Here is a 24078-nt window from a genome sequence, read left to right as displayed (position 1 = left end):
CCGGTGCAATCGGCACGCGTGGGAAACTGTCAGCGCAGGAGAGACCCTTGATCCGCCCGTCCCGATCCACCTATTCCTCGCGCCTGCTCGCAGCAGGCCATTTTCGCGCCCTGCTGGTCGCCACCGCGCTCTCGCCACTTGCCCTGCCGCTGATCCCCGATCAGGGCGCGTTCGGCATCGTTGCCGCGCAGGCGCAGCAGAATGTCGCAATCGACAAAATTGAACTTCCGATGTCCGGCAGCACGCTGGTCCTGAACGGGCTCACCGTGACCGGATCGAGCCTCGGCAAGGCCGAGATCGAGGGGCTCTTCAAGGTCAAGACGCTGAATGCGGCTGCGGAATTGCTGCAGCGCTTCAATGCCGACAAGCTGGCCATCGCCACGGTCGAGTTCCGCATCAAGTCCGACATTCAGGATGTCCTGACCGTCTACGAGGGTCTCGAAGCCACGCGGATCAAGGGTGGTGCGATCGAGAAGCTCGCTGTGAAGGGTGGCCGTCAATCAGGAACGGTCAAGGCCGAGAAGGCCAGCCAGAAGCTCGAGACGCAGTTCGGCCGCCTGACGATGGACACGCTCGACCTCGCGGGCATGGTCCGCTGGATGCTCGATGCAGATCCGACGGGCAAGGCGCCGATGAAAACCCTGCACGGGCGCTACGAGCTGGCATCCATGGACATGGTGATCGAGGATGTGAAGGTCTCGATCGGCAAGATGACTGGCTCCGGTTTCCAGGCGCGGCTTGCGCGGAAGGCACCGATCGAGTTTCTCGCGCTCGCTGAAAAGTCGAACGCCAAACCGGGCGATCCTGCAGTTGCGCTGCCGCTGCTCGCTGCCGTGACCGACATGTATTCGGGCCTCTCTTTCGGCAATGGCGAGATCGACGGCTTCACACTGACCGGCAAGGACAAGAAAACCGGGGCCGATGTGAAGGGTTCCGGCGGAAAGATGACGTACACGGGCGGTGCTGCACCGAGCTTCATCATGAACGATTTCTCGTTGGCTGCGGCCGACGGCTTCATGAAATTCAAGAAGCTTGGTTTCGAGGGTGATTTCTACAGCTGGATGATCGGCGGCGCGATGCAGGCCATGCAGGGCGAACTGGCCGGGAAGCCCGGCGACAAGCCTTCTGCCCAGGCCGAAGAGTTCCGTACCCTGCTCGCGGAAGTCGGAAAGTCGCTGCAGAACCGTGATGTGCGCATGGTGTTCGAGGGGCTTGATGCGGATCTGCCCCCCGGCAAGAACGCCAAGTCCAAGGACCGGGTGAAACTCGCGCTCGGGGCCTTCGATGCCCGGATGGGCGGCTTCGTTGGCATGGTCCCCACGAAGATCGACTATTCGCTCAACGGTTTCCGCATGCCGGTTCCTTCCAACAGCAAGGATCAGGGCCTGATGACCCTGCGCGAACTCGGGATCGATGTCATCGACCTGTCGATGAAGATCAAGGGCACCTGGGACGAGGCCAAGACCCGGTTCGTCGTGGATGATGTCAATGCCGATATGGGCAAGATGGCCAAGGTCGGTCTCAAGGCGGAAGTCGGGAACATTCCCCGTCCGCTCTTCGAGAACCCGATGACGGCGTGGACGTACACGCTGCTCGGCGCGAATGCCCAGAGCCTGTCCTTCGCGGTCGAGAACCGGGGCGGCATCGACAAGCTGATCGCCAAGGCCGCCAAGGACCAGAAGAAAACTGCCGACCAGTTCAAGATGGAGCTTTCCGCCATCGCCCCGGCCATGATCGGGATGTATCTCGGCGGCCATCCGGATGGTCCGTCGCTTGCGGATGCGCTGACGAAATTCGTCCGCACTCCTGGCACGCTGAACATCACGTTGCGGGCCAAGTCGCCCGGCGGGCTGACGGCGATGGAACTGATGGCGGCCGGTGAAAATCCGGGTGCCCTGCTCCAGAAGGTCAAGATCGACGCCGAAGCGAAGTGATCGCCGGCTCCCCTCTTCGCTTCCACGAAAAAAGCCGGGCTCGCGCCCGGCTTTTGCATTTCGGGAGCCGGCGAAGGCTCAGGCCTTGCGAGCCTGCGCCTCGACAACCGCGAGCGCCGTCATGTTGACCACGCCGCGCGCTGTGGTCGAGGGCGGCAGGATATGGGCCGGCATTGCGGTACCGAGGAGGATCGGGCCCACCGGCAGCGCATCGGCCAGCACCTTGGTGAGCTGGTAGGCAATGTTGGCCGCATCGAGGTTCGGCATGACCAGCACATTGGCCTCGCTCTTCAGGCGCGAATGCGGCAGCACGCGCTCGCGGATGATGTCGGACAGGGCGGTATCGGCCTGCATCTCGCCATCGACCTCTAGATCGGGCGCACGCTCGGCAAGGATGCGGGCTGCCTCGCGCATCTTCCGGGCGCTGGCTCCATCGTGCGAGCCGAAATCCGAATGTGAGACGAGAGCGATCTTCGGCTCGATACCGAAGCGCCGCACTTCCGTGCCCGCCCGCAGCGCGATCTCGACCAATTGGGCGGCATCCGGGTCCTCGTGGACATGGGTGTCCGCAAGGAAGAAGGCGCCCTTGTTGGTGATCATCAGGCTCATCGCCGCCAGTTCCTTGACGCCCGGCGCGAGGCCGATCACATCCCGCAGGATGCGCAGACGGGACTGGAACCGGCCCTCAAGGCCGCAAATCATCGCATCGGCATCGCCGCGCCTGACGGCGATGGCGGCGATCACCGTGTTGTTGGTGCGCACCATCGTTCGGGCGGCATCGGGCGTAACGCCCTTGCGGCCGGCCACTTCCAGATAGGTCTGGATATAGTCGCGGTAGCGCGGGTCATCTTCCGGGTTGACCAGCTCAAAATCGCGGCCCGGCTTGATCGAAAGGCCGAAACGCTGCAGGCGCTGTTCGACGACCGACGGGCGGCCGACAAGGATCGGCACGGCGACCCCCTCCTCCAGCACCGTCTGGGCGGCGCGCAGGCACCGCTCGTCCTCGCCCTCGGCATAGACGACGCGCTTGGGTTCCGCGCGGGCAGCGCGGAAAATCGGCCGCATGATGAAGCCGGACCGGAAGACGAAGCGGTTCAGACGCTCCTCATAGGCGGCGAAATCGTCGATCGGGGCGCGGGCCACGCCGCTTTCCATCGCCGCCTTCGCCACGGCCGGCGCGATGCGGAGGATGAGGCGCGGATCGAAGGGCGAGGGAATGAGCGATTCCGGCCCGAAATTCCGCGAGGCGCCGCCATAGGCGCGGGCGACAACGTCCGAGGGCGCTTCGCGCGCCAGTTCGGCGATGGCGCGCACGGCGGCCATCTTCATTTCCTCGTTGATCGTCGTGGCGGCACAATCCAGCGCGCCACGGAAGATGTAGGGGAAGCAGAGCACGTTGTTGACTTGGTTCGGATAATCCGACCGGCCCGTGCAGATCATCGCATCGGGACGGGCTTCCAGCGCCAGTTCCGGCATGATCTCGGGATTGGGGTTGGCCAGCGCCATGATCAGCGGCTTGGCGGCCATTTTCTTCAGGAGTTCCGGCTTCAGGACGCCGGCGGCCGAGAGGCCGAGGAAAATATCCGCGCCCTCGATAACCTCGGCCAGCGTGCGCTTGTCGGTTTCCTGCGCATAGACGGCCTTCCAGCGGTCCATCTGCGCCTCGCGGCCCTTGTACGCCACGCCCTCGATATCCGTCACCCAGATGTTCGAGCGCGGGATCCCCAGGCTGACGAGCAGGTTCAGGCAGGCAAGTGCCGCGGCGCCGGCTCCGGAGGTGACAAGCTTGACCTTGTCGAGCTTCTTGCCCGCCAGTTCGACCGCATTGAGGATGGCCGCCGCGACGATGATTGCGGTGCCGTGCTGGTCGTCATGGAAGACCGGGATGTTCATGCGTTCGCGGCACATGGCCTCGACCTCGAAGCATTCCGGGGACTTGATGTCCTCGAGATTGATGCCGCCGAAAGTCGGCTCGAGCGAGGTGATGATATCCACCAGTTGCGCGACGCGCTTTTCCTTGATCTCGATGTCGAAGACATCGATCCCGGCGAATTTCTTGAAGAGGACCGCCTTGCCCTCCATGACCGGCTTGGAGGCCAGCGGCCCGATATCCCCGAGGCCGAGCACCGCCGTACCGTTGGTGATGACGGCAACAAGGTTCTGCCGGGTTGTCAGGTTGGCGGCTTCGGCGGGATCCTCGACGATCGCCTCGCAGGCCGCCGCTACGCCAGGGGAATAAGCCAGAGCCAGATCGCGCTGGTTGCCCAGCGGCTTGGTGGCCACGATCTCGAGTTTCCCCGGTTTGGGCAGGCGATGATAGACCAGCGCGCCCGACCGCAGATCCTTCGACATTTCAACCGGCATGATTCCTCCCCCCGACCGTCTTTGCCTGTCTGGTTATACGAAAGGTGCACGCGGCGCGAGGGGGGAGCGATGCAGCAGCGGCAGGAGCGCCCTTCCGGCGGGGCATGGCGGCGGGCGGCTTCCCTTCCGGCGCATTTCGGCCTAATCGCGCAGGCTGGCCGCCGGCAGAAAAGGAATCGGGTCATGGAAGTGCGGGACTGCAATGGCACGCCGCTCAAGGAAGGCGACAATGTTCAGGTCATCAAGGACCTGAAGGTCAAGGGCACGTCCTCGACCCTGAAACGCGGCACCTTGATCAAGGGCATCCACCTCACGGATGACCCTGACCTCATCGAATGCCGGGTCGAGAAGATCAAGGGCCTCGTCCTGCGCACCGAGTTTCTCAAGAAGGCCTGACCCTTGGCTGCCTTCAAGCCCTTCCGCACCTGGCTGGCGCGCCGGATTTTTCCGGATCGTGAGGCCTTCCGGCATCCGCCGGTGGATGCGGCGGCGCGGCGCGCAGCATGGTTCGACTTCCTGTTTGTCGATTTCGGCATCCTTCGCCTGTTCTGGAAGAACCGGGCCTGGGTGACGCCGCGCGTCCTTCGGATGAACCAGCCCTATCCGGGCGATATCGCTCGGGCCGCGCGGGCCGGCATCCGCACCATCGTGACGGCACGGCACGACCCTCGCCATGGCGGCAACGCGCTGGTCGCCGAGGCGGCACAACGGCACGGGTTGACCTATCTCACCCTGCCGCTTTTCTCGCGCTCGGCGCCGTTCCGGCAGGCCATCCTCGATGCCGGCCATGCGCTGCAACAGGCCGAGTATCCGTTGCTGATTCATTGCAAATCCGGCGCGGACCGTGCCGGCTTTCTTTCGGCGCTCTATCTCGCCGTGGTCGAGGGGTGCCCTGTCCGAGAGGCGAAGGGCCAGCTCACCCTCCGGCACCTGCATATCCGCGCCTCGCGCACCGGAGTGCTGGATACGGTGTTCGAGACCTATCTCAAGGCCTGGCCGGACGAGTCGAAGCCGTTCCTGGACTGGGTCCGTGATGAGTATGATCCCGAAGCCATTGACCGGGACTACCAGGCCCAGGGCATCGCGGATTTCATCGACCGGGTCATCCTGCGCCACGAGTAAGCCTGTTGAACCGGTCCCGGGGCTCGATTACACCGGCTGACACCCTTCAAGGATCCATCAATGCGTATTCTCGTCACTATCTGCACGCGCGCCCGGCCGAAGATGCTGGAAGCCTGCCTGCGTTCCGTGACGGCGCAGGAAGTGCCGGCGGGCGTGACCTGCGATATCGCGGTGATCGAGAACGACTCCGCGCTCCATTGCACGCCGATCGTCGACAAGGTGGCTGCGGAGACCGGCTGGAAGATCCATGCCGTGCTCGAGCCGGAACTCGGCCTGCCTTTCGCCCGGAACCGCTGCGGAACGTTCGCGGTCGAGCAGGGCTATGACTGGGCGCTCTATATCGACGATGACGAGGTGGCCACGCCGGGCTGGCTCGCGATGCTGGTTGCGGCGGGGCGGCGGGACCCGGCGGATGTCTATTATGCCCGGGTTGTCTCGGTCTTCCCCGTGGGCACGCCCGAATGGATGGCACTGCCGGAGGTGAACAAGCGGCCGACCGGCACCGTGCTGACCAAGGCCGAGGGGCACAATACGATGGTGCACCGCCGGGTTTTTGCAGCAGACGGGTTGAACCTCCGGTTTGATACCGCCTTGCGCTTCACCGGAGGCAGCGACACGGATTTCTTCAGCCGCGTCCACAAGGCCGGCGGGCGGATCATCTGGGTGGGTGAAGCGGTCGTCGAGGAGACTATCCCCGCCTCGCGCATGAAGCTCCGCTGGCAGCTCAACCGCACCTTCCGCGTCGCGATCAACATCTCGGTGCTGCATGAAAAGCAGCGTGGCAAGGCCGCTTCCTCGTGGCGCAGCCTCGTCAAGGGAACAGGCCGCGTGCTGGGCGGGATCCTGCAATTGCCCGTCGGGTTCGGATTGTCGCTGGTTGCGCCGCTCAAGGGCCGGATGTTCGCCTTCAAGGCTGCCAAGCAGGTGGCATCCGGCCTCGGCTCGTTCGCCTATCTGCTCGGCATCCGGCCGGAGCCGTATCGCAAGGTCGATGGCGGCTGAGCACGTGCCCGATCAGGCATTCCGCTCCTCTGCATCGATGTAAAGCTGCGCGATAAACAGCGTCCAGATCAGGTTCACCCGGCGCTGGCCGCCCGCAAGAAAGTCAGACCAGATGGCCTGAACCAGCGTTGTGTCGAGCAAGCCCTGCCGGTTCAGCCGTTCTGTCGAGAACAGGTCCGAAGCGAGAGACCGGAACGGCCCACGCAGCCAGTCTGCGGCGGGAATACCGAAGCCCTGTTTCGGCCGGTCCCAGAGGTTGCGCGGAACGTAGCGGCCGAGGACCGCGCGGAGCAATGCCTTGCGTTCGCGGCCCCGTGTCTTCAATTCGTCCGGCAGGGACCAGGCGAAGCGGATGATGTCCGGGTCGAGCAGCGGGATGCGCGTCTCGAGGCTGTGGGCCATGGCCGCGCGATCCACCTTTACCAGGATATCGTCCGGCAGGTAGCGGACGGCGTCGAGCACCGTGGCCTGATCCAGTGCCGACCAACCCTCCCTGCCCGCCAGCATACCAACAAGCGGCTCGAAAGCCGGCATGGCGCCGCGCACGAGCCGATGCGCGGGGTCGATTACGGTGAAGGTCCGCTCGTAGGCCTCCACCACATTGCCGGCGCGCATCGGCGCCTCGAGATCGGCGAGCCGAAGTTCAAGTGCGTGCAGCGAGCGCTTGCCGAGATGCGTGCGCCCGAGCATCAGGGCCGGGCGGACCAGCCCGAGACGGGCAAGGCGGTAGTAGAGGTTCGCGCCCAACCGATGGGCTTGGCCTCGCAGCCCCCTGTCCCATTTCCGACTGAGCGAATGATACCGTCCATAGCCGGCAAATAATTCATCTCCGGCATCACCGGACAGCGCGACAGTGACCTTTGTCCGGGCGAATTGCGTGACCAGCCAGGTCGGCAGCTGGCTCGGATCGGCGAAGGGCTCGTCATAGGTAGCCGGCATGCGGGTGACGAGGTCGCAGGCATCCTGACCGGACAGCTGGATCTCGTTATGGGAGGTGCCGAGATGCCGGGCGATATCGCGGGCAAAGCGGGATTCGTCGAATTCCGCCTCCTTGAAACCGAGCGAGAAGGTTTCGATCGGCGTCGAGCGTTGCGCCTGCATGATTGCGGCGATGGTGGAGGAGTCGATTCCGCCCGAGAGAAAGGCCCCGACCGGAACATCGGCGATCACCTGTTGCCGGATCGCGGCATGGAGCAGGCGGTCGAGTTCGGTGGTCGCGTCTTCAAAGGAGCCGGCGAAGCGGTTGGCCTTGCTCGTGGTGGCGATGGCCACACTGTCCCAATAAACGATCTCGCGCCCTGCCCCCCCCTCGCCCGGGCCAAACACCCGATAGCTGCCCGGCCGGATCTTGTGCGCCGATCGGTAGAACGTCGCGGGCGCGACGATGTAGCCGTGGCGCAGGAACTGGGTCAGGGCCGTCCGGTCCAGATCGCCACGCCAGGCCGGATGCGCTTTCAGCGCCTTCAGTTCCGAGGCGAAGGTCAGCGCGCCGTCAATTTCGCTCCAGAAGAGCGGTTTCTCGCCCATCGGGTCCCGGGCGAGAGCCAATGTGCCGGCTTGGTGGTCATACAGGCCGAAGGCGAACATGCCACGCAGGCGCAGCAGCGCACCATCCAGCCCGAAGGCCTCGATAGCGGCCAGCGCCACTTCGGTATCGGAATGGCCGCGCCATGCCGGGGCTTTGCCGGCCTCCTCCAGCTCTGCCCGGAGATCGTGGAAATTGTAGATCTCGCCATTGAGCGTGATCGCGTAGCGACCGGAAGCGGAGCGCATAGGCTGCGCCCCGGCGGGCGAGAGATCCTGGATGGCCAGCCGCCTCTGGCCAAGGGCAATGCCGCGTGGTTCGCTGGCCCAGATGCCTTCGTCATCCGGGCCGCGATGCCGGATGGCTTCGTTCATGCGCTTGAGGGCTGGCAGGTCCGACGGCGTCAGGCCGCCTTGCCGGAACAGTCCGGAAATCCCGCACATTCCGTATCTCCATGCCTGTTCCGCCAGCAACGGGCTCCGGCCGGCGAGTTGACTTGTCCCCGCGTCCTTGTACCTAGTCCGCCATAAAGTAAAGCGGCGATGGGTTCCGGCAGGCGTGATCCGCCGGGCACGGAGCGGCCGGGATGACATGATGGCGACCAGCAGCGAAGAGCGTGACCAACACTATGACAAGGCCTTCTTCGAGGGCTTCGCGGAAGACTCGCAGCGATCTGCCGGCATCGTCCTCGGCCATCTGCTTGGACAGTTCCGCCCCTCCTCGATGCTTGATGTCGGTTGCGGCGTCGGCACATGGCTGCGCGCGGCGCAGGATCTGGGCATTGCCGGGTTGCGGGGGCTGGACGGGCCCTGGGTCAGCGCCGAACAGCTGCGTATTCCTGCCGATGCGTTCGAGCGGATCGATTTCGAGGCGGCCGACTGGCCGGAAATCCGCCCTGTCGATCTGGCAATTTCGCTGGAGGTCGCCGAGCATCTCTCGGCCGAGACCGGAGACCGGCTTGTGCGCTATCTCTGCCGTTCGGCGCCGGTCGTCCTGTTCTCGGCTGCCATTCCGAATCAGGGTGGCGAAGGGCACCGGAACGAGCAATGGCAATCCTACTGGGCCGGGCGTTTCGCCAAGGAAGGCTATGTTCCGCGTACGGCGCTGCGATCGGCGGTATGGGCGGATGACCGGGTCGAGTTCTGGTATCAGCAGAACATGATCCTTTATGTCGCCGAGAGTCATGCCGCGCTTTTCCCGGCCGAGGCAGCGGATGCCATGATCGATGCCGTCCATCCCCGGCTCTACCATATCCGGGTGATCAAGCGCGAAAAGCGCCGCAACCGCTGGAAGCGCTTCCTGCCCTTCCTCCGGCAGGGATAAGCGCATGGCTGTCATCCGCGTCGAACTTCTCGGAGGGCTGGGCAACCAACTCTTTCAGGCCGCGGCCGGCTTCGCGCTGGCGCAGCGGACCGGAACCGAACTGGAATTTGACATTTCGCGCTTCCGGGCGGCCGGCAGCCGTGCCTATGGGCTGGACGGGCTCGCGCATGGTGCCCGGATCGTCGGCGGGCCGCGCGACGGTGCCGGGCGCCTGATCAACCGCGTCGGGCGTGCACTGAGTTTCGGCCGGGCCAAGGCGCCGGTCGGCTGGCACGGCAGCGCCTTCCGCGAGCGCGACTATGCCTATGACGCACGGTTCGAGACACTGACCGCGCCCTGCTATCTCTCCGGCTATTTTCATTCCGAAAGGTATTTCGCCCCGGCCGAAGAGCAGGTCCGCCGCGCTTTCTCGCTCGAGCCTCAACTTGGCGAGAAGGCCCGCGCCTTCGCGGCGTCGATGGCGCCAGAGAGCCTGGCCGTCCATCTTCGCGTCGGCGATTTCAAGGCTGCGCAGCATTTCAATGCGGTCCATGGCACGCTGGGCATGGCCTATTACCGGAATGCCATCGCCCTGGCGCGGGCCGCCCGGCCCATCGACGAGATCTATGTCTTCACCGACACACCGGACGCCATTCCCGCGCTGATCCCGCCCGGCACGCCCTACCGCGCGGTGACGGGCCATTCGGCCCCGGAGGATCTCTATCTGATGAGCCGGGCGCGGGCGCACATCATCGCCAACAGCACCTTCAGCTGGTGGAGCGCGTGGTTCGATCCGCGGCCGGACAAGCTGGTCATCGCGCCGCGGGCCTGGCTGGCTCCGGAAGCGCTGCGCAAGACCTATATCGGTGATCTCTATCCCGAAGGATGGGTGATGCTCTGAGCGCGGCTGTCGTCAGGCACTCTTTTTCCGGTTGCGCAGGAAATAGAGTTTGCGGGCGACACGATCCCGGAAGCGGACATCCCGCCCGTCGAGATGCTGGACCGTTTTCGGCCAGCCGAGCGGTCCATAGAGCTGGCCGCCGCCCATATAGCGGCAGAGCCCGCCCTCCAGCCCGATCCGGTCGCCATCCGGCCGCCGGAGCAACGGCACGACCTCCGAGAGGTAATACGCAACATCAATGATCTGCGGGTTGTTCGACCGGCCATTGATGCGGCAGAGCGGAACTTTCGTGCCCTCGACCGGCTCCAGGAACAGATCATAGCCCTGACGGATGTTCCGGCGCTTGTTGAAGCGGATGTAGTTGAAGCGATGCGCACGCATCTCCTCAACCATCTCCGGCAGGCCATGGGGGATTCGGTCACGCAGGAAAACGAAATCGTGTTCCAGCTGCACCGCAAAGGGCGTCGTTGTCATCTCGACCGACTTCACGAAGCTGTCGATCAGGCCACGTGTCTCCACGATCTCCATCTCGAGGCCAGGCGTTCCCTGCCGGATCGCATCGATCCATGCGGCATGGTTCGCGCGGAATGGCTTCGGATCGAGAAAGACGCGGATCTTCGTCTCCCGGGCACCCCGTTCGCCGTCAAAACAGGCGAAATAAGAGCGGATGGCTTCCGCAGCGAGGCAATCCCGCGCATCCGCCGAGGCCACGTTCGAGAATACATTGAGCGTTATGGCTTCAAGCGCCATCTTGCGCCCCCAACCTTCCATGGCCTACACAGCGGCTGAATTCGTCATGAGAGGCCCATGTCCGGTAGTCAAGCGCTGTTTCAGGCCGCCCTGCGGCTCTATTCGAGCCAGCCGGTGCGGGAATGGCGCTCGTATCTCAGCCAGGCGGTTTACCCGTTCTGGCCACGGACAGACGCGGCGGGAATCGCCAGCCATGACCTTGTGGAACGCGCTGACCCCGCTGCGGCAGCGTGGCTCTGGCGGCGTCATGCCGGCGAGATTGATATCGACCCTGGCAGCGGGCAGTTGCACCGGCGCGGCAAGCGGCTGGTCCTTCCCGCCGCCCTGCCCCATGAAGCGCCGCGCGGCCTGCCGGAAGTGACCGCCTATCTCGGCGGGCGCATTATCGAGCGCGAACCGGCGCTGGTGCTCTTCGCCGATGCGGATTGTTCTTTCGGAGCTTTTGTCACGCGCCTGCTGCCGCGTTTCTTCGCGCTTGATGCGCTGGGCGTTCACGCGGACACGCTGCTGCTGGTCACGCTCAATATGGGGCGGACGCTCGCTTTCCAGCATGCGATTTCCGATGGCGTGTTCCGGCACCGGCCTGTCGAACTGTTCCGGCCAGCTTCGATGATCCGGGTGACGCAACTCGATGAGATCTCGGTTCCGCCGCTTGCCCCGGCCGCTCTGGCCCGGATGCAGGATCGGCTGGCCCGCCTTTACCTGCAGGAGCCGCCGGCCGAAACCGGGCCGGTCCTGATCTGCGAAGATGCCGCGCGCCGCGCGCCGGCATTGCTGGCGCGGCTTCGCACTGCACGGCCCGATCTTGGCGCTGGCATCATGGTGCTGGACCCGGCGCGGGATCCGCTGCGTGATCTCGTCCGTGCTTCGGCGCAAGCCTCCGCGCTGGTGGTCGGTGGTGCGTGCGAGATGGCTGCCATCGTGCTGGCGCCAAATCCTTCGCAGGAGGTCATCCTGTCAGGAAGCGCCAATCCCGAAGCGGACAAGCTGGCCCGCGCCGCCGGACGTTCCCTGACCGTCCTCTGATCACCCCTCGGGCCAAGCCCGGGCATTTCCTGTGGCATGGCCGGGCATTTTCTGCTTTGAACGCTCCGAAGCCCCTTTGGCTGCGAAGGACAAGCGCCGTGCCGACAATCCGCCTGCATGATTCCACATTCGAGGTGTCTTCCGGTCCACAAGATGCGTTCTGGGGGCGCGTCAATGCCGGGATCTGGGAAGCCTCGACCTTCGAGGCCATCGCGCGGAACCTGATGCCGGATACAACGGTGCTGGATCTCGGCGCCTGGATCGGGCCGGTCTCGCTTTTCGCCGCCACGCGTGCCCGGCAGGTCTTCTCCTTCGAGCCGGATCCGGTCGCGGCCGCCGAATTCAAGGCCAATATCGCGCTCAACCCGGCTCTGACCAACCGGATCACCGTGATCGAGAAGGCGGTCTGGCCCGAGGCTGGCACAGTGCGGATGGGTGCCAAGACCGCGCAGGGCGATTCCATGTCGAGCGTCCATCATACCGGTTCCGCCGTGAGCTGGGAGGTGCCGACCATCACGCCGGCCGAGATTGTCGCCCTGCTCCCGGCGGAAGGGCCGGTTTTCGTGAAGATCGATGTCGAGGGCGCCGAATATGCCATCGTCCCGACACTGGCGCCCCTGCTGGCGCGGGACAACCTGAAGGTCCTGGTCTCGTTCCATCCGCGCTTTGCCGCCGGCGGGCATCCGCGCTGGCACAAGACTTTCCCGATGACCAAGCGGGTCTTCGATGTATTCCGCGGCTTCCGGATCCATCGGGTCCACAAGAAGAGCGTGACGCCGGCGCCGTGGCTGGAATGGCTGAGTGCCCTGCCCTTCCCGGCTTTCGAAGCCAAGACCACCTATCTCTTCACGCGGGACTGACCGCGCAGCTTCTCAGCCCGGCTTGCGGAACAGGAAGCAGCCGCAGCCATAGCGCTGCCGGGCCACGCGTGCCGGATCCGCGTCCATGACCAGCATGGCCCCATCACGCTTGTCGGTGATCAGCGCGAATTCCGCCAGTTCGAGCCCTTCGAAAAGCGTCATCACGGCCTCGAAACTGTAGATCCGATGGGCGTTGAAGTGGATTTCGGGCCGCCCGACCGGGGTCACGAAAAGCAGGTGACCGCCTGGCGCGAGCACGCGCCTGAGTTCGGCGCAGGCCCGCGCGTCGCCGGCCGGATCGAGCGTGTCGCCATAGCGGCCGAGGCCGACATGCTCGATCACATGCATGCAGGAGAGCGAAGGGATACTGTTATCAGCAAAAGACAGGGCCAGCAGGTCCGCTGCCCCGACATCCGCTCCGGGAATGGCGAAAGCCGGCGGACGGTAATCGTAATGCGTCATCGGCACAAAGGCCGAGACATTCGAGACGAAAAACAGCGACGAGCCGATATCGACATGATGGGACGGCTTCAGCCGGCCCAGAACCCGCGCGGCCCAGCCGGTATGATAGACATAGTGCGTGTCGAAGCCCGTTGTGCCAGTCGCCTCGTTGATCGGGCGGATCTTCGAGAATTTCGGCACCGTGCGGCCCAGTTCGCGCGAGGTCCGGCGGAAGCGGAACAGATCCCGCAGGTAGGAGGGGCTCAGGAGCGCGCGGATAATCTGCTTGGGCTGCATGGTCAGCGACCTCCCATCTGGAGCCGGAACAGGCCGGCATAGGTGCCTTGCTGTGCGAGCAGCACGTCATGGCTGCCCTGCTCGATGACGCGGCCCTGCTCGATCACCACGATACGATCGGCATGCATGATGCTGGCCAGCCGATGGGCGACCATCACGGTCGTACGGTTGCGTGACAGATCGGCCAGCGTCTGGCGGAGGGCGTCCTCGGATTGCGCATCGAGCGCAGCGGTGGGTTCATCGAGCAGGAGGATCGGGGCATTACGCAGGAAGGCGCGGGCAATGGCGATGCGCTGCTTCTGCCCGCCGGAGAGGCGGCCGGCAAGCTCGCCCACGGGCGTATCATAGCCGAGGGGCAGCCCTTCGATGAAGGCATCTGCCTGTGCTGCGCGGGCGGCGGCGCGGATTTCGTCCTCGCTCGCGCCCGTCTTGCCGATGGCGATGTTATCGCGGATCGAGCCATCGAACAGAAAGGTGTCCTGCCCGACATAGGCGATCGAATGGCGCAGGCTGGCTGCATCGAGTCCCGCGAGCGGCTGGCCGTCAAGGGTCAGGCCGCCCGATTGGGGCTCCCAGAATTTCAGGATCAGGCTCAGCAGGGTCGATTTGCCGGAGCCGGAGCCGCCCACGAGGGCAGTGGTTTTCCCGGCGGGAATCTCGAGCGAGACCTCGCGCAAAACCGGTGCGGCCTCGGGATGATAGGCGAAGGTTACGTCGCGGAGGCTGATGGCACCGGGGCCGGGCCGGACGGGCTGACCCTGCCCTTCAACCTGTTCGGGCACCTCGTCGATCATCTCGAAGAACAGCCGCAGCCCGACGAAATGCTGTTCCAGCTGCAGCCGCGCGCTCGCAAGCCGTCGCGCCGGGTCATAGGCCAGCAGCAGGGCCGTGATGAAGGAAAAGAAGGCGCCCGGCGTCGCGCCATGGCTGATCACACGCCAGCCGCCATAGAGGATGACGAGCGCCACGGCGATGCCCGCCAGGGTCTCGACGATCGGCTGGGTTCGGGCCATCAGTTTCGCCGCACGGTCGGCATTGGCCTGCTGGTCGGTGATCACGGCGTCGAGCCGCTCGCCCAGACGCTGCTCGGCCCCGAAGGCCTTGACGACACGGAAGCCCTGGATCACCTGCCGCAGCTGGTCGGCCAGCGTGACCCCGATCGAGACCTGCTTCTTCTGAACCTTCCCGACGCGCACGCCGAGGCCCGCAATGAAGATGGCGGCCACGGGCAAGGCCAGCAGCACGACCGAGGAAACGAGCGGGTCCTGCACGATCATGACGCCGATCAGTCCGATCAGGGTCAGAAGATCGCGACCGACAACGGTGACGAGCAATTGCAGGATCTGCCGCGCCGCGTCGGCGGAGAGGACCTGCTTGGCGATAACCTCGCTCGAGGTACGCTGCTGGATCCCACGGACCTCCTGCGCCAGCAATGACGAGACGAGGCGTTTCTGGCCGTCGGCCACAATGGCATTGCCGATCTGGGCCAGGATCACACCCTGCCCGTAGGAGGCGGCGCCCCGGGTGACATAGATCACCAGAACGGCCGTGGCGACGAAGATCAACGCCGACTGGCTCTTGGCGATGAAGATGTCATTGATCACGTCCTTCATCAGCCAGGCGGTCGCGGCCGTCGTGGCCGAGACGATCCCCAGCATCAGGAAGGCGAGAACATAGCGCCAGACGAAGCGGCCGCCGGTCTCGGAGACCAACCGCCGGAGATCGACATAGCGCTGGTTTTTCGGCTCTTCCATCGTACCGGGCGCCGGCCCGCTCCTTACTTTTCAGGCAGGTTCAGGCGGAGATGAAGCTCGCGCAGCTGCTTGTTGCTGGGCGGCGTCGGCGCGCCCATCAGCAGGTCCTCGGCGCGCTGGTTCATCGGGAACAGGGCGACTTCGCGCAGGTTCTGTGCATCACAGAGCAACATGACGATGCGGTCGACGCCGGCCGCCATGCCGCCATGCGGCGGGGCGCCATACTGGAAGGCACGATACATGCCGCCGAAGCGTTCGATCACCGTCTCCTCGCCATAACCGGCAATCTCGAAGGCTTTCACCATGGCTTCCGGCTTGTGGTTCCGGATGCCGCCCGAGGCCAGTTCATAGCCGTTGCAGGCAATGTCATACTGGAAGGCCTTGATGGTCAGCGGGTCCTGCGATTTCAACGCATCGAGGCCGCCCTGCGGCATCGAGAACGGGTTGTGGCAGAAGTCGATTTTCTTCTCGTCCTCGTTCCATTCGAAGAACGGGAAATCGGTGATCCAGGCAAATTCGAACCGGTTCTTGTCGGTCAGATTCAGGTCCTCGCCAACCTTGAGCCGGGCCGCACCGGCGAATTTCACGAATTTTTCCGGGTTTCCGGCAACGAAGAAAGCCGCATCGCCGTCCTTCAATCTGAGTTGCTTGCCGATCTGCTCGACCTTGTTCTGGCCGATATTGTTGGCGATCGGGCCGGCGCCCTGCCCGTCCTTCCACATGATATACCCCAGCCCCGGCTGGCCCTCGCCCTGCGCCCAGCTATTCATGCGGTCACAGAAGGCGCGGCTGCCGCCGCCCGGCGCGGGAATGGCCCAGACCTGGTTCTTTGCGTCCTCGAGGATGCGCGCAAAGACCTTGAAGCCGCTGTCGCGGAAGACATCCGAAACATCCTGCATCACGATGGGGTTGCGCAAGTCCGGCTTGTCCGAGCCGTATTTCGCCATGGCTTCGGCATAGGGAATGCGCGGCCAGGGCGATGGTGTCACCGGGCGGCCGCCGCCGAATTCCTCGAAGATGCCGCGGATGACCGGCTCCATCGTCGCGAAGACGTCGCTCTGCTCGACGAAGCTCATTTCAACGTCGAGCTGGTAGAACTCGCCCGGCAAACGATCAGCCCGCGGATCCTCGTCGCGGAAGCAGGGCGCGATCTGGAAGTAGCGGTCGAAGCCCGCCATCATCAGCAGCTGCTTGTATTGCTGCGGCGCCTGCGGCAGCGCGTAGAATGTGCCGGGATGAATGCGGCTCGGCACCAGGAAGTCGCGCGCGCCTTCCGGCGAGGAAGCCGTGAGAATCGGGGTGGCAAATTCGTTGAAACCCGCCGCCTTCATGCGCTGGCGCATCGAGTCGACGACGTTCACGCGCATCATGATGTTGCTGTGCAGCTTCTCGCGGCGCAGGTCGAGGAAGCGGTATTTCAACCGGGTTTCCTCCGGGAAATCCGTGTCCCCGAAGACCTGAAGCGGCAATTCGGCGGCTGCGCCCAGCACTTCCAGTCCGGTGACGAACATTTCCACCGCGCCGGTGGGCAGGTTCGGGTTCTCGGTGCCTGCAGGGCGCTGACGGACCTTGCCATCGACGCGGATCACCCATTCCGAGCGCACTTTCTCCGCAGCGTTGAAGGCCGGGCTGTCCGGATCGACGACGATCTGGGTCATGCCGTAATGATCGCGCAGATCGATGAACAGCACGCCGCCATGGTCACGGATGCGATGGCACCAGCCGGACAGGCGGGCCTCGGTGCCGATGTCGGAAGCGCGGAGCGCGCCGCAGGTATGGGTGCGATAACGGTGCATGATGGTGTGTCTTCGGCTCGATCGTGCTGGAACGCCGCGGGCAACATGCGGGCCTTCCGTCGGGCGCGACAAGAGCGGCGACCGGTGCAGATTGTCAAGCGCGAACCGGGGAAAGCCGTCGGGACGGGCGCGACAAACGCCGAGATTTCGGATAAGGGCCGGATATGGCTCATCCTTCCGCGCTTCCCCTTCCGCCCCTGACCACCACCAGTGCCGATCTTGCCGCCGCCTGCGAGCGGCTGGCGCAGCACGCCTTCGTGACGGTCGATACCGAGTTCCTTCGCGAAACGACGTATTATCCGAAGCTTTGCCTGATCCAGATGGCCAGTGCCGACGAGATCGTGCTGGTCGATCCGCTGGCCAGCAATCTCGATCTTGCACCGTTCTTCGCGCTGATGGTCAACCCGGAGGTGACGAAAGTCTTCCATGCCGCGCGGCAGGATATCGAAATCATCTGGAATCTCGGACGGGTGATCCCCGCGCCGCTTTTTGATTCGCAGATTGCGGCCATGGTCTGTGGCTATGGCGAGCAGGTGTCCTATGAGAGCCTCGCCGCCGGTCTCGCGCAGGCCAAGATCGACAAATCCTCGCGATTTACCGACTGGTCGCGTCGGCCGCTGACGGACGCACAGCTGACCTATGCGGCGGCGGATGTGACGCATCTGCGCGTGGTCTATGAAAAGCTGATGCAGCGGATCGACAAGAACAACCGGCTCGGTTGGGTGGCGGACGAAATGGGTGTTCTCGCCAATCCCCGCACCTACGAGGTCGATCCCGCTGATGCCTGGATGAGGATCAAGGCGCGGATCCGCAAGCCGGCCGAGCGGGCGGTCCTGATGGAACTGGCAGCGTGGCGCGAGCGCGAGGCGCAGAACCGCGACGTGCCGCGCGGCCGCATCCTCAAGGATGACGGGCTGGTGGAGATCGCTGTGGCACAGCCGAAATCAGTCGAGGACCTTGCCCGCCTCCGCGCGGTCCCGAACGGATTCGAGCGCTCGCGCGCCGGGCAGGACATTCTTGAGGCCGTTGCGCGCGGCAAGGCCCGCGATCCGGACACGATACCGGCCTTCGAGCAGGAGCGACCGGGCGGAAACGGTGCGCTGGTCCAGCTGCTCAAAGTGCTGCTGCAATCCGTTTCCGAGCGGAACCAGGTGGCCGCGCGGCTCATCGCCTCGTCGGAGGATATTGACCGGCTTGCCGCGAACCCGGCCCCTGACCAGCCCATCCTGCAAGGCTGGCGCGGAGAGATTTATGGCCAGTTGGCAATGCAGTTGATCCGCGGCGAAGTGCTGATCGGCCTCGAGAAAGGGCGCGTCGTCACGGTGCCGCGCGCCCCCTGATGGCCGCTTAAGCCGCCATGCGCTTCAGGAACGTCTCGATCTCGTCGACCAGCTGATCCGAGGAAACCGCGAATTGCTGCGAGAGCAGTTCGAGCGCGTTGGCGGCGTTCGCGGTGTTATCGATGGCCTTCCGAACATCCTCAAAGCCGGACCGGATAATATCCCCGCGCTGGGCTGCCGCGTCGGCATTGCCGGCGATATCCCGCGTAACCTGCTCCTGCTCCGTCACCGCCGCTGCGATGACCAGCGTGGTCTCGTTGATCGAGCCGAGCCCCTGCCCGATCTCGCGGGTTGCCTCTGTCACTGCACCGGTAACGTTCTCGATGCTCTTCACCAGTTCGGCAATTTCGGTCGCAGCGCGTGACGTGCCGTTCGACAATTCCTTCACTTCCGAAGCAACGACAGCAAATCCTTTGCCGGCTTCACCAGCCCTGGCCGCCTCGATTGTCGCATTCAGCGCGAGCAGGTTCGTCTGGCTCGCAATCGACGAAATGAAGGCGACGGCCGTTGAAATCTTTTCGACGGCCGTCGAAAGCTCGGTTGCGATGGCCTCGGCATGCTTGCCGGTATCGGCGGCCTTGCGGACCACTGCAGCGGCATCATTCGAGCGTGCAGCGATTTCGGCAATTGAGCTGGCAAACTGATTCGTTGCGGTCGCGACTTCGGCAATCGCGCCGGCACCGTCTTCGGCTGCAGTGACGCCGTCACTGACACGATCGCTGGCCTGCGCCACGACCTGGCGGATATCCTGCGACGTGCCCAGCACCTTGTCGGCGCCGGACCGCAGCTTGCTCAGGGTTTCCTGCACCGAATGCCTGAACTGCTGGACGAGCGCATCCATTTCTGCCTTGCGCGCGGCCATTTTCTGCGCCTCGAGCACGCTGGCGCGCTCCTGTTCCCGCTGTTGACCAACGGCTCCGGCAAACCCCTCCACTGCTCGGGCAATCTGGCCGATCTGGTCGGTCCGGTCCCGGCAGGGAATGTCGATCTGGTCCGCCCCGCCAGCCAGAGCATTGGTGGCGTCGGCAACCTTGCCGAGCGGACGGAGCAGTCGTTCCGTCAGCATGAAGGCAAACCCGATCACCACAATCATCACGAAAAGGCTGCCGATGGCGAGGTCCCGCACGAGATAGCCGGTCGAGGCGTGAAGTTCGGCGATCTTGCCAATGCCGATATAAAGGATGCCGACCGGCTCGCCTTTCGGGCCGATGACCGGCAAGTAGCCCGTCTGGTAGGGTTCGCCGAGAATGTTGGCGATGCCGCGATAGGGCTCATTCTTCAACATGAAGGGATAGACGACGCCATTCTGGCCGAGGAAGGTCCCGACCGCGCGTGACCCGTCGGGCTTCTTGACGGTCGTTGCAATGCGTTCGAAATCCTTCTTCTCGTCGCGCCAGCGGAAAATTGTTGCGGTGCCGCGATTTGCCTCGCTGATCGAATCGACGATCTGGGTCAGTTCCCGGGCCGAGAAGTTATCGAGCGAGGAGGAGGCCGGCGAAGTCAGCTTCAGGCGCTCCGGTTCGTTCGCTTCGTTTTTCTCCACGATGAAGATCGGTGCTCCTTCGGCGAAAACCCGCGTGGCAACGCGAAGGGCCCAGAAGGTCCGGGTGGCGATGTCCTCCTCGATCTTCGAGACCAGCCGTTCGCGACCGATGAAAGCGACAGCGATCACGGTGCCGAGAACGATGCCGATCATGGCGAGGGTCAGTTGTCCCCGAAGCGACAAACGACCGAGTCGGATTTTTTGCAAACGCATCTTGCTTCCCCTCGGCGGATTCCATTTGGGGTCAGGATACGAAGAATGTGCTTAACAAGTTGAGAATCGAAAACGGCAGTCAGGATGTAATCTGTACTTCGAAACCCAGCCCAAGAATTCGCGCCGTCTGCTTCAGTCGGCCGACGAGCCGTTCGTTGGACAAGTCGGAAAACCGGGCCGGAATTGATTGTATCATAGAACCATTTTCAACCGTTACTGGTGTGGAAGGCAGGACGCCGCGCTGGCCGGCCGAGATATTGAACGCTACCCGGATCAGGCAGCCCAGCGCGCGGGCCTGATCGACCTCCCAGAGCGAGAGCAACTCGCGCAGCGGCGGCAGCATCGTCTCGCTGATGCCCTCATGCCGCGCATGCTGCACGCTTGCGAGGAATGCCCGCTCGCGATGGTCGATGGCCGGCAGCGCGGCATAGGCGACGATGCGTGCCGCTTCCTCTGCCCGGTAATCCGGGTTCGCGCGCCAGGCGACTTCCGAGACAAGGCAGGCTGCATGGCGGATGCGTTTCTGGCCCGGGGTTTCCTCCGGCCATGCGGTCCGCGCGAAAGCATCGGTCCAGGCGATGAGTTCATCCGCGTGGTCCGGATCGCGGGCGTGAAGTTCGTTCAGGGCCCGCGCACCGACAAGCAGCGGATCCTGCTGCTGCAGGGCCCGCGGCAATTGCGAGTAAAGCACCCCTTCCCGCACGCCGCTGGTCGAGATCATGAAGCGCGCGGCGCCCGACCGCTCGATAACTTCTTCCAGCACCAGGGCGCCGTAAACCAGGAGCGGGCGCCGCTCCCGTGCAATCTCCGAGATGGCCGGCAGGGTGCTCACATCGATGCGCTGAAGGTCCCGGCAGAATTCCGCGATCGCCTTGGCATTGGCTGCATAGCCGTGGAGGACATTCAGCGGATAGCCGACCTTGGCCATGTGAAGCCGGGCAATGGCCCGCCAGGTGCCGCCGATCGCGAAGATATCGCGACCGCGCGCCTGCGGAAGGATCGACACCCGATCGAGCGAATCCGCGACGATCCTGGCGGCTTTCTTGAGGTTCTTGCCCGAAGCATCCCGCAGGGTGAGGCCGCCGAGTTCCAGGCTGGTCCCCTGCCCCAGTTCGCCCTGCTCGATATCGATCAGTTCGAGCGAGCCGCCGCCAAGATCCCCCGCAATGCCATTCGGCCGGTGCAGGCCGGCAACGACGCCGAGCGCGGCCAACCGTGCTTCCTCCTGCCCGGCAAGGATCGAAACAGGTTCGCCGACAATGGCTTCCACCTTGGCGATGAATTCCTGGCCGTTGCTGGCGCGGCGGGCAGCGGCCGTTGCCAGGACGAAGAGCCGCTCGACCCGCATAAGATCGCAGAGGACGCGAAACCGCTTCAGGGCATCCAGCGCCTGCGCCAGCCCATCCGGCGGAAGGAGGCCCGTGACGGCGACATTCCTGCCGAGGCCACACAGGCTCTTCTCATTGAACATGGGCACCGGCGCCCGGCTCAGCCTGTCATAAGCGACAAGCCGGACCGAGTTGGAGCCTATATCGATAACGGCAACCGGCCCGTTCGAGATGGAGGCGATCGGCATCGATCAGTTCCGCGCAGCCAGCCGAGCGCATCGGCTATTCCGCTGCTGCGGCTCTTTTCTTGGTAAGTGCCCGCGGGCTGGAGAGTTTGAGCGATGTGCCACGACCGGAAAGGCTCGGATTTGTCATGAAGTAGCGATGGGCATTGAAGGGTTCCTCACCCTCGGCCGGCGTTATGCGGAAAGACGAGCCATCCGGCAAGACCCGCCAGCTCTGCTGGTTGTCGAGAAGGTTGGCCTGCATGATCTGACCGAGCACCTGCTCATGGACGGTCGGGTTCATGATCGGGCAGAGCGATTCCACCCGCCTGTCGAGATTGCGCGGCATCAGGTCTGCCGAGGAGATATAGACCACAGCCTTGGCATGCGGCAGTCCGTAGCCGTTGCCGAAGGCATAGATCCGCGAATGCTCCAGAAATCGACCGACAATCGACTTCACGCGGATATTCTCGGAGAAACCGGGAATGCCCGGGCGCAGGCAACAGATTCCCCGCACGACGAAGTCGATCTGCACGCCGGCCTGGCTGGCCCTGTACAGGGCGTCGATGATGACCGGATCGACGAGGCTGTTGCATTTACCCCAGATCATCGCCTGCCGCCCGGCTCGGGCATGCCCGATTTCGGCATCGATATGCTCGAGCAGCTTCTTCTTGGCGGTCACGGGGGCAACAGCCATCCGCTCGAGTTCCGCCGGCTCGGCATAACCGGTGATGAAATTGAAGACACGGGCGACATCCCGCCCGATGATCGGATCGGCCGTGAAATAGGACAGGTCGGTGTAGATCTTGGCCGTGATCGGGTGGTAATTGCCCGTGCCGACATGGCAATAGGTCGTCAGCCCGCCAGCTTCGCGCCGGACAACGAGGCTGAGCTTTGCATGGGTCTTCAGCTCGATGAAGCCATAGACCACCTGCACGCCGGCGCGTTCGAGGTCGCGCGCCCAGCGGATATTGGCTTCCTCGTCGAACCGGGCCTTCAGCTCGACCAGCGCCGTCACGCTCTTGCCGGCCTCGGCCGCTTCGGACAGTGCCCGGACGATGGGGCTGTTCGAGGAGGTGCGATAGAGCGTTTGCTTGATGGCGACGACGGCCGGATCGGTGGCAGCCTGTTCGAGGAAATTCACCACCACGTCAAAGCTCTCGTAGGGGTGGTGCACCACGAGGTCCTTCTGGCGGATCGCGGCGAAGCAATCGCCGCCATGCTCGCGCACGCGCTCCGGAAAGCGGGGGGCATAGGGCACGAACTTGATGTCCGGCCGGTCAATCCCGACAAGCTGCGACAGATCATTCAGGGCAATCATGCCGTCGACGACGAAGACTTCGCGCGGCTTCACCCGAAGTTCGTGCGCCACGAAATTTCTCAGTTCCTCCGGCATGGAGGCTTCGAGTTCGAGCCGGATGACGACGCCACGCTTGCGCTGCTTCAGCATGGTCTCGAAGGTGCGGACCAGATCCTCGGCCTCTTCCTCGATTTCGATGTCGCTGTCGCGGATCACCCGGAAGGCGCCGATCCCCTTGACCGAATAGCCGGGGAAAAGGCTCGGGATGAAAAGCGTCATCGCCTGATCCAGCAAGATGAAGCGGGCAGCGCCATCGCGGTCCGGGAGGCGGATGAAGCGCTCCAGCTTCTGCGGCATGCGGATCAGCGCGCGGAGGCTGCGCCCATCGCTCTGGCGGGTCAGGATCAGCGCGAGCGAGAAGCCGAGATTGGGGATGAAGGGAAAGGGATGAGCCGGGTCGATGGCGAGCGGCGTCAGCGTCGGAAAGATCGCGGCGAGGAAATGTTCGCGCAGGAAGCCCTCGTCTTCATCCGTCAGGTCGATCGGATTGACGACGGTGATCCGTTCGCCTTCAAGCGCCACTTTCAGCCGCCGCCAGCGATCCTGCTGGTCTGCTGTCAGCGCTTCGACCTCGGCATTGATCAACTCAAGGGCCTGTTCGGGGGTCAATCCGTCGTCGGACGTTGTCTGGACCCCGGCAATCATCTGCTCGATCAGCCCCGAGACGCGGACCATGAAAAACTCGTCGAGATTGTTGGCCGAGATCGACAGGAACCGCAGTTGCTCCAGCAACGGATGCCCGGCATTCCCGGCCTCTTCCATCACCCGCCGGTTGAATTGCAGCCAGGACAGCTCCCGGTTCACGAAACGCGATGGATGATTCGCCAGCTCTTCCGGCGACAGGCCGCTGACATCTTGCGAAATGGGCATGGTTGCGGTCCGTCCTGCTGTTTGCGGAGGCATTCTCGCGCTCTGGATTGATCGCAGAATATGACAGTTCAACGACAGGTCACCAGCCTTGTCACGCGGGAGGCAAAAAAACCGGCTTTGGCCCCT

The 24078-nt window shown here is 64.1% G+C and carries 18 protein-coding genes; 9 read left to right on the top strand and 9 right to left on the bottom strand.

The features are described from left to right. Nucleotides 1-47: 47 nt before the first annotated feature. Entirely contained in the window at nt 48-1934 is a 1887-nt protein-coding gene (locus tag P0652_RS00810) for an aq_1923 C-terminal domain (RefSeq protein ID WP_284176848.1), read from the top strand. A 78-nt stretch (nt 1935-2012) separates the two neighbouring features. On the opposite strand, the gene P0652_RS00805 is transcribed toward P0652_RS00810, so the two are convergent. Further along, nucleotides 2013-4298: an NADP-dependent malic enzyme gene (locus P0652_RS00805; RefSeq protein ID WP_284176847.1), complete on the bottom strand. Its 2286-nt coding sequence runs from the start codon at nt 4296-4298 to the stop codon at nt 2013-2015. Nucleotides 4299-4481: 183 nt separating this feature from the next. Here P0652_RS00805 and P0652_RS00800 point away from each other — a divergent pair, with 183 nt between their 5' ends. The 3 genes from P0652_RS00800 to P0652_RS00790 are packed head-to-tail and all read left to right on the top strand — an operon-like array spanning nt 4482 to nt 6422. Further along, nucleotides 4482-4694 carry an alkylphosphonate utilization protein gene (locus P0652_RS00800; RefSeq protein WP_284176846.1) on the top strand — a complete coding sequence of 71 codons (213 nt, stop codon included), beginning with the start codon at nt 4482-4484 and terminating at the stop codon, nt 4692-4694. Between the two features lie 3 nt (nt 4695-4697). Then, nucleotides 4698-5420 carry a protein tyrosine phosphatase family protein gene (locus tag P0652_RS00795; protein ID WP_284176845.1) on the top strand — a complete coding sequence of 241 codons (723 nt, stop codon included), beginning with the start codon at nt 4698-4700 and terminating at the stop codon, nt 5418-5420. 60 nt (nt 5421-5480) lie between these two features. After that, on the top strand, nt 5481-6422 hold the full coding sequence (locus P0652_RS00790; RefSeq protein ID WP_284176844.1) for a glycosyltransferase family 2 protein: 942 nt from the start codon (nt 5481-5483) through the stop codon (nt 6420-6422). Between the two features lie 12 nt (nt 6423-6434). Here P0652_RS00790 and asnB read toward each other — a convergent pair whose 3' ends face one another. After that, complete coding sequence (gene asnB, locus P0652_RS00785; RefSeq protein WP_284176843.1) at nt 6435-8390, bottom strand: asparagine synthase (glutamine-hydrolyzing); 1956 nt, start codon at nt 8388-8390, stop codon at nt 6435-6437. Nucleotides 8391-8541: 151 nt separating this feature from the next. On the opposite strand from asnB, the gene P0652_RS00780 reads away from it, so the two are divergent. Next, nucleotides 8542-9270 (top strand): class I SAM-dependent methyltransferase, encoded by a 729-nt coding sequence (locus P0652_RS00780; protein WP_284176842.1) that lies wholly within the window; start codon nt 8542-8544, stop codon nt 9268-9270. Between the two features lie 4 nt (nt 9271-9274). Further along, nucleotides 9275-10150, top strand: a complete 876-nt coding sequence (locus tag P0652_RS00775) for an alpha-1,2-fucosyltransferase (RefSeq protein ID WP_284176841.1) — start codon at nt 9275-9277, stop codon at nt 10148-10150. 12 nt (nt 10151-10162) lie between these two features. Here P0652_RS00775 and P0652_RS00770 read toward each other — a convergent pair whose 3' ends face one another. Further along, nucleotides 10163-10900, bottom strand: a complete 738-nt coding sequence (locus P0652_RS00770) for a hypothetical protein (RefSeq protein WP_284176840.1) — start codon at nt 10898-10900, stop codon at nt 10163-10165. Nucleotides 10901-10957: 57 nt separating this feature from the next. Here P0652_RS00770 and P0652_RS00765 point away from each other — a divergent pair, with 57 nt between their 5' ends. Together P0652_RS00765 and P0652_RS00760 are read left to right on the top strand one after the other, a co-directional pair. Next, a complete protein-coding gene (locus P0652_RS00765; protein WP_284176839.1) occupies nt 10958-11926 on the top strand; it encodes a hypothetical protein in 969 nt (322 codons plus the stop codon). 98 nt (nt 11927-12024) lie between these two features. Next, on the top strand, nt 12025-12786 hold the full coding sequence (locus tag P0652_RS00760) for an FkbM family methyltransferase (RefSeq protein ID WP_284176838.1): 762 nt from the start codon (nt 12025-12027) through the stop codon (nt 12784-12786). A 12-nt stretch (nt 12787-12798) separates the two neighbouring features. On the opposite strand, the gene P0652_RS00755 is transcribed toward P0652_RS00760, so the two are convergent. From P0652_RS00755 to aspS, 3 genes are read right to left on the bottom strand one after another with little or no spacing between them, the layout of a single operon-like run. Beyond that, nucleotides 12799-13524, bottom strand: a complete 726-nt coding sequence (locus tag P0652_RS00755) for a DUF268 domain-containing protein (protein WP_284176837.1) — start codon at nt 13522-13524, stop codon at nt 12799-12801. 2 nt (nt 13525-13526) lie between these two features. After that, complete coding sequence (locus tag P0652_RS00750; RefSeq protein WP_284176836.1) at nt 13527-15278, bottom strand: ABC transporter ATP-binding protein; 1752 nt, start codon at nt 15276-15278, stop codon at nt 13527-13529. Between the two features lie 23 nt (nt 15279-15301). Next, nucleotides 15302-17074 (bottom strand): aspartate--tRNA ligase, encoded by a 1773-nt coding sequence (aspS, locus tag P0652_RS00745; protein ID WP_284176835.1) that lies wholly within the window; start codon nt 17072-17074, stop codon nt 15302-15304. Between the two features lie 164 nt (nt 17075-17238). On the opposite strand from aspS, the gene rnd reads away from it, so the two are divergent. Beyond that, the gene (gene rnd, locus P0652_RS00740; RefSeq protein ID WP_284176834.1) at nt 17239-18414 is read left to right on the top strand and encodes a ribonuclease D; all 1176 of its coding nucleotides are present in this window, start codon (nt 17239-17241) and stop codon (nt 18412-18414) included. A 7-nt stretch (nt 18415-18421) separates the two neighbouring features. Here rnd and P0652_RS00735 read toward each other — a convergent pair whose 3' ends face one another. From P0652_RS00735 to P0652_RS00725, 3 genes are all read right to left on the bottom strand, one after another. Further along, nucleotides 18422-20170 (bottom strand): methyl-accepting chemotaxis protein, encoded by a 1749-nt coding sequence (locus P0652_RS00735; RefSeq protein WP_284176833.1) that lies wholly within the window; start codon nt 20168-20170, stop codon nt 18422-18424. Nucleotides 20171-20249: 79 nt separating this feature from the next. Next, nucleotides 20250-21746, bottom strand: coding sequence for a Ppx/GppA phosphatase family protein (locus tag P0652_RS00730; RefSeq protein ID WP_284176832.1), 1497 nt, complete (start codon nt 21744-21746; stop codon nt 20250-20252). A 34-nt stretch (nt 21747-21780) separates the two neighbouring features. Further along, nucleotides 21781-23952, bottom strand: a complete 2172-nt coding sequence (locus tag P0652_RS00725; protein WP_284176831.1) for an RNA degradosome polyphosphate kinase — start codon at nt 23950-23952, stop codon at nt 21781-21783. Nucleotides 23953-24078: the final 126 nt, after the last annotated feature.

It is taken from the genome of Rhabdaerophilum sp. SD176 (assembly GCF_030143245.1).
Lineage (GTDB): Bacteria > Pseudomonadota > Alphaproteobacteria > Rhizobiales > Beijerinckiaceae > Rhabdaerophilum.
Note: the sequence above shows the minus strand (reverse complement) of the source record. Positions and strands in the feature narration are given on the sequence as shown.